The sequence below is a fragment of the Rugamonas violacea genome, from assembly GCF_016461825.1.
Classification (GTDB): domain Bacteria; phylum Pseudomonadota; class Gammaproteobacteria; order Burkholderiales; family Burkholderiaceae_D; genus Rugamonas.
The window spans coordinates 72,782-85,967 of the sequence record NZ_JAEMNU010000049.1 but is presented as its reverse complement, the minus strand read 5'-3'; the positions used below and the strand labels follow the sequence as shown (position 1 = coordinate 85,967).

Genomic DNA, 13,186 nt, shown 5'->3' with positions numbered 1-13,186 from the left:
GCATCAGACAAGGAAGTGGCATGCTCGAAGCAAAAATAAAGTCGGTTCAGTGTTTGTCGATGGCTGGTCTGCACCAGATGGCGTACAAGGAATGGGGCGACGCCGACAACCCGAAGGTATTGGTGTGCGTGCATGGCGTGACCCGCGTCGCCGACGACTTCGACAGCATGGCGCGCGCCCTGGCCGCCGACTACCGCGTGGTCTGCCCCGACGTGGTCGGTCGCGGCCGCTCCGGCCGCCTGCGCAACCCGCAGCTCTACCGCATCCCGCAATATGTCAGCGACATGGTGACCCTGCTGGCGCGCGTGCTGGCCAACGGCGAGCGCCAGACGGTCGACTGGTTCGGCACCTCGATGGGCGGCTTGATCGGCCTGGGCATGGCGGCGCTGGCGGACAGCCCGGTCGGCAAACTGATCCTCAACGACATCGGCCCGGTGCTCGATCCGACGGCGCTGCAGCGCATCGGCGACTACATCGGCCAGGACCTGCGCTTCCACACCTTCGACGAGGCGGCCAAGTTCATCCGCGACGTGTCGCTGCCGTTCGGTCCGCACAGCGAGGCCGAGTGGCACAAGCTGGCGGCCGACGTGCTGCGCCAGGACAAGGACGGCATGTGGGTGCGCCACTACGATATGGGACTGGCGCAGCCGTTCCGCTCGGCCACGCCGGAGTCGGCCCAGGCCGACGAGGCGGCGCTGTGGAGCGCCTACGACGCCATCGTCTGCCCGACCTTGCTGGTGCGCGGCGCCGACTCCGACCTGCTGTCGCGCGAGACGGCGCTGGGCATGACCCAACGCGGCCCGCGCGCCGAGCTGGTCGAGATCGCCGGCGTCGGCCACGCGCCGACCTTCATCCACGACGAGCAGATCGCCATCGTGCGCAAATTCCTGTTGAATAAGTAGACGCGCGGCCGCATCTACCGTTGTTTGCAGCACCGTATTCGCTTCACTGTTTTAGAACCAAGATTGAGAGTAAATAGCATGGAAATCAAACGACTGTATGTAGGCAAGCGCCTGTCCGAAGTGGCCATCCACAACAGCACGGTCTATCTGGCCGGCCAGATCGCCGAGGACACCACGCAAGACATCCAGGGCCAGACCCGCGAGGTGCTGGGCCATGTCGACCGCCTGCTGGCCGAAGCGGGCAGCGACAAGACCTGCGTGCTCAGCTGCCAGATCTACATCGCCGACCTGGCGCACTTCGCCGGCATGAACGAGGAGTGGGACAACTGGGTGCCGAGCGGCCACACGCCGCCGCGCGCCACCGTCGAGGCCAAGCTGGCCGATCCGGCCGTGCTGGTCGAGATCGTCATCGTCGCCGCGCAGCGCTAGCGACGATGGTTTCCATCGCGGCGCTCAATAGCGCGACCTCGGACCAGCTGGTGCAGGGCCTCACGGCCGAGGACGGCGCGCGGGTGCTCGCCGCGCTCGACTACGCCAGCGAGGTGTACGGCGCCACCGTCAGCAGCCACGGCCAGAGCGCCTTCGACTTTTCCGTCGGCGTGGCCAGCACCCTGGCCTTCCTGCGTTCCGACGCCGAGACCCGCATCGCCGGCCTGATGTTCGAGCTGACCCTGCTCGACCCGACCCAGGTGCCGACCATCGAGCCGCGCTTCGGCCAGGAGGTCTGCGACCTGGCCGGCGGCGTGCGCCAGCTGATCCGCCTGCGCGAGCTGACCGTCGGCCAGCACGGCGCCGGCGGGCGCGGCCGGAACGCCGCCCAGCTGGCCGTGGCCCAGGTCGAAACGCTGCGCAAGATGCTGCTGGCGATGGCCTCGGACATGCGCGTGGTGCTGGTGCGCCTGGCGTCCTGCGTCACCACCTTGCGCTACTTCGCCGACAGCAAGCGCTTCGACGAGATCACCCGCGCCTACGGCCGCGAGACCTTGGATTTGTACGCGCCGCTGGCCAACCGCCTGGGCATCTGGCAGCTCAAGTGGGAGCTGGAGGACTTGTCGTTCCGCTTCATCGAGCCGGAGGCCTACAAGCGCATCGCCAAGATGCTCGAAGAGAAGCGCATGATGCGCGAGGGCTTCGTCGCCTCGTCCATCCTGCGCCTGCAGACCGAGATGGCGGCGGCCGGCATCCAGGCCGAGGTGTTCGGCCGGCCCAAGCACATCTACAGCATCTGGAGCAAGATGCGCGGCAAGGAGCTCGACTTCACCGACCTGTACGACGTGCGCGCCTTCCGCGTCATCGTCGGCGACGTCAAGACCTGCTACACCGTGCTCGGCGTGGTGCACAACATCTGGACCCCGATCCCGAAGGAATTCGACGATTACATCTCGCGGCCGAAGCCGAACGGCTACCAGTCGCTGCACACGGTGGTGACGGCGGAGGACGGCCGGCCGCTGGAGGTGCAGATCCGCACCCAGGAGATGCACAGCTTCGCCGAATACGGCGTGGCGGCGCACTGGCGCTACAAGGAGGAGGGCGGTTCCAACTTCTCCGGCCAGAAGTACGACGAGAAGATCGCCTGGCTGCGCCAGCTGCTGGCCTGGAAGTCCGACGTCGCCGACGCCGTGGTCGGCCAGGAGGACATCCAGCGCGAGTGGGTCGAGAAGCTCAAGTCGGCCGCGCTGGACGACCGCATCTTCGTGCTGACGCCGCAGGCCCGCGTGCTTGAGCTGCCGGTCGGCGCCACGGCGGTCGACTTCGCCTACCATCTGCACAGCGATGTCGGCCACCGCTGCCGTGGCGCCCGCGTCGACGGCGTCATGGTGCCGCTCAACACGCCGCTGAAGAACGGCCAGACCTGCGAGATCATCACCGCCAAGGGCGCGCCCGGCACCGCCGGCCCGTCGCGCGACTGGCTGGGCAACGACTACACGGTCAGCACCCGCACCCGCTCGAAGATCCGCGCCTGGTTCCACGCCATCGACATGCAGGAGACGCTGTCGAACGGCCGCGCGCTGGTGGAAAAATCCTTGCAGCGCGAGGGCAAGACCGCCGTCAACCTGGAGTCGCTGGCGCACAAGCTCGGCTTCGCCAAGGTCGACGATTTGTTCCTCTCGGTCGGCAAGGACGAGTTCAGCCTGCGCCACGTCGAGCAGGCGCTGCACGACACCGGCGAGGTGGCCGAGCCGGAGGACGCCGTCGTCCTCGGCAAGAGCCGCGCCTCCAGCGTCGAGCAGGGCGCCAAGTCCGGTGTGCTGGTGGTCGGCACCGACGGCCTGATGACGGCGCTGGCCAAGTGTTGCAAGCCGGCGCCGCCGGACGGCATCGTCGGCTTCGTCACGCGCGGCAAGGGCGTCTCGATCCACCGCGCCACCTGCAAGAACTTCGCCGAGATGCGCAGCAAGGCGCCGGAGCGGGTCATCTTCACCGAATGGGGCCGCGCCCAGTCGGACACGGTCTACCCGGTCGACATCTTCATCCTGGCCGGCGACCGCCAGGGTTTGTTGCGCGACATCTCGGAGATCTTCTCGCGCGAGAAGATCAACGTCATCGGCGTCAACACGCAAAGCGCCAAGGGGCAGGCGCGCATGACCTTCACGGCGGAGATCGGCGCCACGGCGCAGTTGCAAAAGGCGCTGACCTCGATCGCCGAGGTGGGCGGCGTGCAGGAAGCGCGGCGCGCCTAGTGCCGGGTATTGATCGGCGGCGGCTGGATGCGCCGCCCGCCGACCCGCCGTGGGCGCGCCGCAACAAGCGCTTTGCCAGTGTTCGGTGCTTTTCATTAATCTTTCCTATGAAAAGCCCTTGTAATTGTCGGCTTGGCTCTCTATAATTCTGTGCTTCGGGCGGTTAGTTCAGCTGGTTAGAATACTTGGTCGACATCCAAGGGGTCGGGGATTCGAATTCCTCACCGCCCACCAGAACAAGTAATACGGTAGTAGCAGGGTAGTAGAAACAAGGCAGGCGCGGTATAATGCGCGGCACAGGGCGGTTAGTTCAGCTGGTTAGAATACTTGGTCGACATCCAAGGGGTCGGGGATTCGAATTCCTCACCGCCCACCAGAATACGCGGTACGCTAGTAGGGTAATGGCAGCGGTAAAGAGTAATAAAACGCAGGTGCAGTAAAATGTGCAGGCCGAGGGCGGTTAGTTCAGCTGGTTAGAATACTTGGTCGACATCCAAGGGGTCGGGGATTCGAATTCCTCACCGCCCACCAGAATATATGTAAGAGCGAGAAAGGCAAAACCGGTTATGACACCGCGAACTACTACCAAGATTTGGGAGTGACGCTAGTCGATCGGATTTTCTTTGCTTGTTAAAAAGTGAAAAAACGCGGCTAGCCCGCGTTTTTTTTCGTCCGCATTTTCGTTGTAAACTTTTTTGTACCAATTACCGGCGTCCGCGCCACTATGGAGATCAATATGCTTTCAGTCCGCCTTCCAGATGGCTCCGCCCGTGAATTCGACGGCCCCGTCACCGTCGCGCAAGTGGCGGCCAGCATCGGCACCGGCCTGGCCAAGGCCGCCTTGGCCGGCAAGGTCGACGGCAAGCTGGTTGATACCTCCTTCCTGATCGAAAAAGATTCCGATCTGGCCATCATCACCGACAAGGACGCCGACGGTCTGGAAGTGATTCGTCACTCGACCGCCCACTTGCTGGCCCACGCCGTCAAGGAATTGTTCCCCGAGGCGCAAGTGACCATCGGCCCGGTGATCGAAAACGGTTTCTACTACGACTTCTCGTACAAGCGCCCGTTCACGCCGGACGATCTGGTGTTGATCGAAAAGAAAATGACCGAGCTGGCCAAGAAGGACGAGCAAGTCACCCGCAAGGTGCTGCCGCGCGACGAGGCCGTCGCCTACTTCAAGTCCATCGGCGAAGCCTACAAGGCCGAGATCATCGAATCTATCCCGGCCGACCAGGATGTCTCGCTGTATAGCGAAGGCAATTTCACCGACCTGTGCCGTGGTCCCCACGTGCCGTCGACCGGCAAGCTGAAAGTGTTCAAGCTGATGAAGCTGGCCGGCGCCTACTGGCGCGGCGACAACAAGAACGAGATGCTGCAGCGCGTCTACGGCACCGCCTGGGCCAAGAAGGAAGATCAGGAGCAATACCTGCACGTGCTGGAGGAAGCCGAGAAGCGCGACCACCGCAAGCTGGGCAAACAGCTCGACTTCTTCCACTTCCAGGACGAGGCGCCGGGCCTGGTGTTCTGGCACCCGAAGGGCTGGGCCATCTGGCAGGCCGTCGAGCAATACATGCGCCATAAGTACCAGGTCAACGGTTACCAGGAAGTGAAGGCGCCGCAGATCCTCGACCGCACGCTGTGGGAGAAGACCGGCCACTGGGAAAACTACCGCGAGAACATGTTCTCCACCGAGTCGGAGAACCGTTCCTACGCGCTGAAGCCGATGAACTGCCCGGGCCACGTGCAGATCTACAACTCCGGCATGAAGAGCTACCGCGACCTGCCGCTGCGCTTCGGCGAGTTCGGCCAGTGCCACCGCAACGAGCCGTCCGGCGCGCTGCACGGCATCATGCGCGTGCGCGGCTTCACCCAGGACGACGGCCACATCTTCTGCACCGAAGAGCAGGTCGAGGCCGAAGTGACCGCCTTCCACGCCCAGGCGATGGAGGTGTACGACGATTTCGGTTTCGAGAACATCGACGTCAAGCTGGCGCTGCGTCCGGACAACCGCATCGGCTCCGACGAGGTGTGGGACCTGGCCGAGGAATCGCTGCGTTCGGCGCTGCGCGCCTGTGGCGTCAGCTGGACCGAGCTGCCGGGCGAGGGCGCCTTCTATGGTCCGAAGATCGAGTACCACCTGAAGGATTCGCTGGGCCGCCCTTGGCAGGTCGGCACGATGCAGGTCGACTTCTCCATGCCGGGCCGTCTGGGCGCCGAATATGTGGCGATTGACAACACCCGCAAGGTGCCGGTCATGCTGCACCGGGCCATCGTCGGCTCGCTCGAGCGCTTCATCGGCATCCTGATCGAGAACCATGCCGGCGCTCTGCCGATGTGGTTGGCGCCGGTGCAGATCTCGGTGCTGAACATCTCCGACGCGCAGGCCGAATATGTGCAACAAGTGGCGCAAAAGCTGCGCCAATGCGGGTTCCGCGTGCAGACCGATTTGCGCAACGAGAAGATAACGTATAAAATACGCGAACATTCCGTACAAAAACTGCCCTACATTCTAGTGGTGGGCGATAAAGAACGGGATGCCAACACCGTGGCCGTGCGGGCACGGGGCAATCTCGATCTGGGCGTAATGTCCATCGAGGCCCTGGTGGAACGACTCCAACAAGACGTCGCAAACAAAGCCTGACGAGGTGACTCGCAGCATGGCTCATTCATTAGATTTTAAAAGGAAACACCATAGCTACTGACAAGTCGCATCGCATCAATGGCGAAATCACTGCCCCTGAAATGCGTTTAAGTGGGGTCGATAACGAGGCTCTCGGTATCGTGACTTTGGCCGAAGCCTTCCGCCTGGCGGAAGAGGCAAACGTCGACCTGGTGGAAATCGCGCCTACCGCGCAACCACCGGTCTGCCGTTTGATGGACTACGGCAAATTCAAGTATTCGGAGCAGAAGAAGGCTCACGAAGCGAAATTGAAGCAGAAGATCATCGCCGTGAAGGAAGTCAAGTTCCGTCCGGGCACCGATGACGGCGACTACAATATCAAGCTGCGTAACCTCATCAAGTTCCTCGATGAAGGCGACAAAACCAAGATCACGCTGCGTTTCCGCGGTCGTGAAATGGCGCACCAGGATATTGGTTTCCGCATGCTGGAACGTCTGAAGGCCGATCTGGAGCCGTACGGCCAGGTCGAGCAGTTCCCGAAGATGGAAGGCCGTCAGATGATCATGGTCCTGTCGCCCAAGAAGAAAAAGTAAGTCGTTCGAACTGTGAACTGCCGGGCTGGGCGCCATTCTTGGCGCCCGCCGCTTTTCCAGTGCAGAATTGCGGCAGTTGGTCTATAATGTCCGGCTGTTGCACTGTAGCGGACTCGCATCCGCTGCAAAACATGTGAAAGCAGGCATCTAAGCGCGACGTCGTGTTGCCACCTGCAATCCTGTTTATAAATGGAGCTGCCCGTAAAAGGGCAGATTGCTATGCCAAAAATGAAGACCAAAAGCTCCGCGAAAAAACGTTTTCGCGTGCGTCCGGGTGGAACTGTTAAGAGTGGTCACGCTTTCAAGCGCCACATTCTGACCAAGAAAACCACCAAGTCGAAGCGCCAACTGCGCGGTATCACGAACGTTGATGCGGCTGACGTGAAATCCGTCATGCGCATGATGCCAACCGCTTAATCTCACACTAAGGAGTTACTATGCCTAGAGTAAAACGTGGGGTTACAGCTCGTGCCCGTCATAAAAAAGTATTAAACATGGCCAAGGGTTACCGCGGTCGTCGCAGTAAGGTATACCGTGTTGCCAAGCAAGCAGTCATGCGCGCTGGTCAATACGCTTACCGCGACCGTCGTAACAAGAAGCGCGTCTTCCGCCGCCTGTGGATCGCCCGTATCAACGCCGCTTCCCGTGAGCATGGCGTGACGTACAGCGTATTCATGAACGGTCTGAAAAAAGCTTCGATCGAACTGGACCGTAAAGTCCTGGCCGATATGGCAGTGATGGACAAGCCAGCGTTCGCTGCGATTGTCAACGCTGTGAAAGCAAAAATCGCTGCGTAAGCATTGATTTTGTCAGCGCCGCCTTCGGGTGGTGACTAAAAGAACGGGGCAGAGGTGTATACCTGTGCCCCGTTTTTGATTGAGGAAAACAAAAACGCATGGACTCCCTGGAACAACTCGTCGCCTCCGCAGTGCAGGACTTCATGGCCGCGCAAGATGACGCCGCCGCACTGGAAAACGCCAAAGCCAAATACCTGGGCAAGACCGGCCAGATCACCGAATTGATGAAGGGTCTGGGCAAGCTCGACCCGGAACAGCGCAAGGCGCAGGGCGCCCTGATCAACGCCGCCAAAGGGCAGATCGAAGCGGCGTTGACGGCCCGGCGCGACGCGCTGGCCGACGCCCAGATGCAAACCCGTTTGAACGCCGAGGCGATCGACGTCTCGCTGCCAGGCCGCGGCCGCGCCGGCGGCGGACTGCACCCGGTGATGCGTACCTGGGAACGGGTCGAAGAGATCTTCCGCTCGATCGGTTTCGACGTGGCCGACGGCCCCGAAATCGAGAACGACTGGACCAACTTCACGGCGCTCAACAGCCCGGAAAACCATCCCGCCCGTTCGATGCAGGACACCTTCTACATCGAGGGCGACGACAGCGACGGCAAGCCGCTGCTGCTGCGCACCCACACCAGCCCGATGCAGGTGCGCTACGCGCGCAGCCACACGCCGCCGATCAAGGTGATCGCGCCCGGCCGCACCTACCGCGTCGACAGCGACGCCACCCACTCGCCGATGTTCCACCAGGTCGAGGGCCTGTGGATCGCCGAGGACATCAGCTTCGCCGACCTGAAGGGCGTCTACCTGAACTTCGTCAAGGCCTTCTTCGAGACCGACGACCTGCAGGTGCGCTTCCGCCCGTCCTATTTCCCGTTCACCGAACCGTCGGCCGAGATCGACATCGCCTTCGGCTCCGGTCCGCTCAAGGGCCGCTGGCTGGAAGTGTCCGGCTCCGGCCAGGTGCACCCCAGCGTGGTGCGCAACTTCGGCCTCGATCCCGAGCGCTTCATCGGTTTCGCCTTCGGCTCCGGCCTCGAGCGGCTGACCATGCTGCGCTACGGCATCAGCGACCTGCGCCTGTTCTACGAGGGCGACCTGCGCTTCCTGAAGCAGTTCAACTAAAAAACGGTTTAGATCGTTGAGGTTAACTCCTTGATACAACTGTGCGGTCGAGCGCCACGCGCTCCCGCCTTGGACAATCTTTGAAGGCTTGATTATGCAATTTTCCGAAAACTGGCTCCGTACCATGGTCGATCCGAAGATGACTTCGGACGAGCTGGCCCATCTGCTGACGATGTCCGGCCTCGAGGTCGAAGAGGTCGAAGCGGTCGCGCCGCCATTTTCCAACGTCGTCGTCGGCCTGGTGCGCGAGATGAACAAGCATCCCAACGCCGACCGCCTGAACGTTTGCCAGGTCGACGTCGGCACCGGCACCCTGCTCAACATCGTCTGCGGCGCGCCCAATGTGCGCCCGGGCCTGAAGGTGGTCTGCGCCATGGCCGGCGCCATCCTGCCGCCCGGCGCCGACGGCAAGCCCTTCGAGATCAAGGTCGGCCAGCTGCGCGGCGTCGAGTCGCAGGGCATGCTGTGTTCGGCGCGCGAGCTGAAGCTGTCTGAAGAGAACGCCGGCCTGCTGGAATTGCCGGACGACGCCCCCGTCGGCCAGAATTTCCGCGACTACTACGCCCTCAACGACCTGAAATTCACCATCAAGCTGACGCCGAACAAGGCCGATTGCCTGTCCGTGCTGGGCGTGGCGCGCGAAGTGTCGGCGCTGACCGGCACCCCGCTGCACCAGCCGCAATACCGCACGGTGGCCGTCAACAGCGCCGAAGTGTTGCCGGTCAAGGTGTCGGCGCCGGACCTGTGCGGCCGTTTCTCCGGCCGCGTCATCCGCAACCTGAACGCCAAGGCGGCGACGCCGGACTGGATGAAGCAGCGCCTCGAGCGCAGCGGCCAGCGTTCGCTGTCGGCCCTGGTCGACATCTCCAACTACGTCATGCTGGAACTGGGCCGTCCCAGCCACGTGTTCGATTTAGCGAAAATCCACGGCGGCTTGAATGTGCGCTGGGGCAAGGCCGGTGAATCGCTCAAGCTGTTGAACGGCAACACCGTCGCCGTCGACGACTGGGTCGGCGTGATCGCCGACGACAAGGAAATCGAGTCGCTGGCCGGCATCATGGGCGGCGACGCCAGCGCCGTCTCGCTGGACACCGACAGCATTTACCTGGAAGCGGCGTTCTGGTGGCCCAGCGCCATCCAGGGCCGCGCCCGCCGCTTCAACTTCTCGACCGACGCGGCGCACCGCTTCGAGCGCGGCGTCGACTACGCCACCACGGTCGAGCACATCGAGCGCATCACCGCGCTGATCGTCGAGATCTGCGGCACGCCGCAGACCCAGGTCGGCCCGGTCGACGACCATGTCGTCAACCTGCCGCAGCGCGCCCCGGTCAAGCTGCGCACCGCCCGCGCCCAGAAGGTCATCGGCGTGGTGCTGAGCGACGCCGTCATCGCCGACATCTTCACCCGTCTGGCGCTGCCGTTCACGCTGGAAGCGGGCGTGTTCTCGGTGACCGCGCCGAGCTACCGCTTCGACATCGAAATCGAGGAAGACCTGATCGAGGAAGTGGCCCGCGTCTACGGCTTCGAGAACATCCCGACGGTGGCGCCGGTGGCCGCCAACAGCATGATCCTGGCGCCGGAAAACACCCGTTCGCTGTTCGCCGTGCGCCACCAGCTGGCCGACCTGGGCTTCCAGGAAGTGGTCAACATGAGCTTCGTCGAGACGGTCTGGGAGCAGGACTTCGCCGACAACGCCGCGCCGATCAAGCTGCAGAACCCGATCGCCAGCCAGATGGGCGTGATGCGCTCGACCCTGGTCGGCAGCCTGCTGGCCAATGTGCGCTACAACCTGAACCGCAAGAGCAACCGGGTCCGCGTCTTCGAGATCGGCGCCATCTACCAGCGCGACGCCGGCGTGGCCGACGGCCCGTTGACCGTGGCCGGCTACCACCAGCCCAAGCGCGTCGCCGCGATGGCCTACGGCGGCGCGGCCGACGAGCAATGGGGCCAGGCCGCCCGCAACGTCGACTTCTTCGACCTGAAGGCCGACCTGGAGGCGCTGTTCGCGCCGCGCCAGCTGCGCTTCGTCAAAACCGCCCACCCGGCGCTGCACCCGGGCCGCTCGGCCAGCGTCGAGCTGGACGGCAAGGCGATCGGCTTCATCGGCGAGCTGCACCCGCGCTGGCAACAAAAATACGACCTGCCGCTGGCGCCGGTCGTGTTCGAGGTCGATGCGGTTGCCACTCAGCAACGAATCGTGCCAAAATACGAGGAAATCTCCAAGTTTCCCGGCGCCACCCGCGACTTGGCGGTGGTGCTCAAGCAGGCCGTGCCGGCGCAGGCTTTGCTGGACGCTTTCCATGCCGCGGCGCAATCGATTCCGCAAGGCAAAATTGTGCAAGCCATTGTTTTGTTTGATGAATATCGTGGAAAAGGACTGGAGGCGGACGAAAAATCGCTTGCTTTCCGCTTTAGCTTGCAAGATACTCAAAACACCTTGCAGGACGATGTCGTCGACCTCGTGATGGCCGCTTTGGCCGACGCGACCAAGCAAATCGACGGCGCCAAACTGCGCTCCTGAGCGGCGCCTCGGCGTTGGCAGGGAGCAATATCGGTACCACTCTGGAGTCCGGCGCGGCCGGACTCAATCGTTCTTAGAGAAGGCAGGGCAGGAAAATTAATAATAACGACGTTGATTCCGCCGTACTCCAATCCGCCCTGGCCGCCGATTTGCATCGCGCCATGCTGGTGGCCAAGGTACGCCAGGAAGCGGAAAAAGATTTGCCGACGCTCACCAAGGCCGAGCTGGCCGAGCTGTTGTTCGAACAGGTCGGCTTGAACAAGCGCGAGGCGAAGGACATGGTCGAGACCTTCTTCGACGAGATCCGCAATGCGCTCGAACGGGGCGAGGCGGTCAAGTTGTCCGGCTTCGGCAATTTCCAGCTGCGCGACAAGCCGCAGCGGCCCGGCCGCAACCCCAAGACCGGCGAAGAGATCCCCATCACGGCGCGCCGCGTCGTGACCTTCCACGCCAGCCAGAAGTTGAAGGGCATGGTCGAAGAGACTAATCCGCTGGCGCGCGCAGCCTGAGCCTGACTGGGACATGACCCGTGATGAACGATCGCATCGGTAAAACTGAACTCGTCGTCCTGCCGCCGATACCGGCCAAGCGCTATTTCACGATCGGGGAAGTGAGCGAGCTGTGCGGCGTGAAGCCGCATGTGCTGCGTTACTGGGAGCAGGAGTTCACCCAGCTCAAGCCGGTCAAGCGGCGCGGCAACCGGCGCTACTACCAGCACCACGAGGTGCTGCTGATCCGCCGCATCCGCGAACTGCTGTACGAGCAGGGCTTCACCATCAGCGGCGCGCGGAATAAACTCGACAGCCGTGCGTACGATCCGGCGCAAGCGGAGTATGATGGCGCGGCCGGCACGGAGCGCGCGGCGCTGCTGGCCGAGCCCGCCTTGCCGCCCTTGGACCGCGAGATGATCCGCAGCGAACTGCTGACGATCCTCGGCCTGCTCAAGTAGCCGCGGCGGGGTCCCTGCGAAAGGCGCGCCGGGCGCCTTTTTTTTTCGTCCGGCGGCCGCCGCGGGCGCCGTGAAATGTGAATTTTTTGCTGTTGCAATATCAATTTTATTAATTTAATATCTAGACTGTTATCTAAAATGCATACGCTGATGCAGGACGGCGTGAAGTTCCGGACTGCTTTCCCATGCCAGGAAAATACGAGGGAAAACGATGATACGCGTTGCTATATGTGACGACCACCAAATAGTCCGAGCCGGATTCAAACAGATCTTCTCCGCCGAGGGCGACTTCGACGTGGTGGCCGAAGCCGGCACGGGGCGCGAAGCGCTCGACATCGCCCGTCGCGAGATCTGCGACGTGTTGCTGCTGGACATCGCCATGCCCGACCAGAGCGGCATCGACACCCTGCGCACCATACGCCAGGGCCAGCCCGACTTGCCGGTGCTGATACTGTCCGGCTATCCGGCCCAGCAGTACGCGTTGAACCTGTTCAAGATGGGCGCCAACGGCTATTTGAACAAGGAATGCGAGGCCGACGAGCTGATCACCGCCGTGCGCACCATCTACCAGGGCCGGCGCTATGTCAGCTCGACGGTGGGCGAGCTGCTGGCGCAGAGCTTCGACCGCGACCCCAACACGGCGCTGCACACCGAACTGTCGGACCGCGAATTCCAGGTCTTCCTGCGCTTGGCGCGCGGCGCCACCGTGTCCGACATCGGCGTGGCCTTGTCGTTGAGCATCAAGACGGTCAGCACCTACCGCACCCGCGTGATGGAGAAGATGGGCCTGCAATCGAATAGCGACCTGACTTATTACGCCATGAAAAACAATCTGCTCGACTAGTTGGACCATCGGCCGGGCCGCCATGGCCGGGCCGGGCCGACGCCACCCGCGCGCTCGGGAGGGGCGCGCACGCTAGGGCTGCTGCGGCGCAGCAGTTTGTCTTACGGTCTATAATTGGCCGGCGCGGCTTCTCTCAGCAGGCCGCCCAACCTAGCCAA

12 protein-coding genes and 3 tRNA genes are annotated in these 13,186 nt (G+C 62.8%); all 15 read left to right on the top strand.

The genetic code is table 11. The features are described from left to right. Positions 1-20: 20 nt before the first annotated feature. Positions 21-902 (top strand): alpha/beta fold hydrolase, encoded by an 882-nt coding sequence (locus H7U20_RS10705; protein ID WP_199759134.1) that lies wholly within the window; start codon positions 21-23, stop codon positions 900-902. Positions 903-980: 78 nt separating this feature from the next. Further along, a complete protein-coding gene (locus H7U20_RS10700) occupies positions 981-1,331 on the top strand; it encodes a RidA family protein (protein ID WP_199759133.1) in 351 nt (116 codons plus the stop codon). 5 nt (positions 1,332-1,336) lie between these two features. Then, a complete protein-coding gene (locus H7U20_RS10695) occupies positions 1,337-3,583 on the top strand; it encodes a RelA/SpoT family protein (protein ID WP_199759132.1) in 2,247 nt (748 codons plus the stop codon). 157 nt (positions 3,584-3,740) lie between these two features. Further along, positions 3,741-3,817, top strand: a tRNA-Val gene (locus H7U20_RS10690). A gap of 65 nt (positions 3,818-3,882) precedes the next feature. Beyond that, positions 3,883-3,959: transfer RNA gene (locus H7U20_RS10685), tRNA-Val, on the top strand. 78 nt (positions 3,960-4,037) lie between these two features. Then, positions 4,038-4,114: transfer RNA gene (locus H7U20_RS10680), tRNA-Val, on the top strand. Between the two features lie 205 nt (positions 4,115-4,319). After that, positions 4,320-6,227 (top strand): threonine--tRNA ligase, encoded by a 1,908-nt coding sequence (thrS, locus tag H7U20_RS10675; protein ID WP_199759131.1) that lies wholly within the window; start codon positions 4,320-4,322, stop codon positions 6,225-6,227. A 32-nt stretch (positions 6,228-6,259) separates the two neighbouring features. Continuing rightward, a complete protein-coding gene (gene infC, locus H7U20_RS10670) occupies positions 6,260-6,799 on the top strand; it encodes a translation initiation factor IF-3 (protein WP_370593133.1) in 540 nt (179 codons plus the stop codon). A 219-nt stretch (positions 6,800-7,018) separates the two neighbouring features. Continuing rightward, positions 7,019-7,216, top strand: a complete 198-nt coding sequence (rpmI, locus tag H7U20_RS10665) for a 50S ribosomal protein L35 (protein WP_099416965.1) — start codon at positions 7,019-7,021, stop codon at positions 7,214-7,216. Between the two features lie 20 nt (positions 7,217-7,236). Continuing rightward, the gene (rplT, locus tag H7U20_RS10660; RefSeq protein ID WP_026334467.1) at positions 7,237-7,596 is read left to right on the top strand and encodes a 50S ribosomal protein L20; all 360 of its coding nucleotides are present in this window, start codon (positions 7,237-7,239) and stop codon (positions 7,594-7,596) included. Between the two features lie 98 nt (positions 7,597-7,694). Next, positions 7,695-8,714: a phenylalanine--tRNA ligase subunit alpha gene (gene pheS / locus H7U20_RS10655; RefSeq protein ID WP_199759130.1), complete on the top strand. Its 1,020-nt coding sequence runs from the start codon at positions 7,695-7,697 to the stop codon at positions 8,712-8,714. A gap of 94 nt (positions 8,715-8,808) precedes the next feature. Next, complete coding sequence (gene pheT, locus H7U20_RS10650; RefSeq protein ID WP_199759129.1) at positions 8,809-11,235, top strand: phenylalanine--tRNA ligase subunit beta; 2,427 nt, start codon at positions 8,809-8,811, stop codon at positions 11,233-11,235. Positions 11,236-11,396: 161 nt separating this feature from the next. Next, on the top strand, positions 11,397-11,744 hold the full coding sequence (locus H7U20_RS10645; RefSeq protein ID WP_017875098.1) for an integration host factor subunit alpha: 348 nt from the start codon (positions 11,397-11,399) through the stop codon (positions 11,742-11,744). A gap of 23 nt (positions 11,745-11,767) precedes the next feature. Continuing rightward, positions 11,768-12,184, top strand: a complete 417-nt coding sequence (locus tag H7U20_RS10640; protein WP_199759128.1) for a MerR family transcriptional regulator — start codon at positions 11,768-11,770, stop codon at positions 12,182-12,184. Positions 12,185-12,395: 211 nt separating this feature from the next. Further along, positions 12,396-13,028, top strand: coding sequence for a response regulator (locus H7U20_RS10635; RefSeq protein WP_093383762.1), 633 nt, complete (start codon positions 12,396-12,398; stop codon positions 13,026-13,028). Positions 13,029-13,186 lie beyond the last annotated feature (158 nt).

What these genes read in the sequence shown, in the direction of transcription:
- pheS (WP_199759130.1), top strand. Translation starts at nt 7,695, where the DNA reads ATGGACTCCCTGGAACAACTCGTCGCCTCCGCAGTGCAGGACTTCATG.
- H7U20_RS10695 (WP_199759132.1), top strand. Translation starts at nt 1,337, where the DNA reads ATGGTTTCCATCGCGGCGCTCAATAGCGCGACCTCGGACCAGCTGGTG.
- thrS (WP_199759131.1), top strand. Translation starts at nt 4,320, where the DNA reads ATGCTTTCAGTCCGCCTTCCAGATGGCTCCGCCCGTGAATTCGACGGC.
- pheT (WP_199759129.1), top strand. Translation starts at nt 8,809, where the DNA reads ATGCAATTTTCCGAAAACTGGCTCCGTACCATGGTCGATCCGAAGATG.
- H7U20_RS10705 (WP_199759134.1), top strand. Translation starts at nt 21, where the DNA reads ATGCTCGAAGCAAAAATAAAGTCGGTTCAGTGTTTGTCGATGGCTGGT.
- rpmI (WP_099416965.1), top strand. Translation starts at nt 7,019, where the DNA reads ATGCCAAAAATGAAGACCAAAAGCTCCGCGAAAAAACGTTTTCGCGTG.
- H7U20_RS10640 (WP_199759128.1), top strand. Translation starts at nt 11,768, where the DNA reads ATGAACGATCGCATCGGTAAAACTGAACTCGTCGTCCTGCCGCCGATA.
- rplT (WP_026334467.1), top strand. Translation starts at nt 7,237, where the DNA reads ATGCCTAGAGTAAAACGTGGGGTTACAGCTCGTGCCCGTCATAAAAAA.
- H7U20_RS10645 (WP_017875098.1), top strand. Translation starts at nt 11,397, where the DNA reads ATGCTGGTGGCCAAGGTACGCCAGGAAGCGGAAAAAGATTTGCCGACG.
- H7U20_RS10635 (WP_093383762.1), top strand. Translation starts at nt 12,396, where the DNA reads ATGATACGCGTTGCTATATGTGACGACCACCAAATAGTCCGAGCCGGA.
- H7U20_RS10700 (WP_199759133.1), top strand. Translation starts at nt 981, where the DNA reads ATGGAAATCAAACGACTGTATGTAGGCAAGCGCCTGTCCGAAGTGGCC.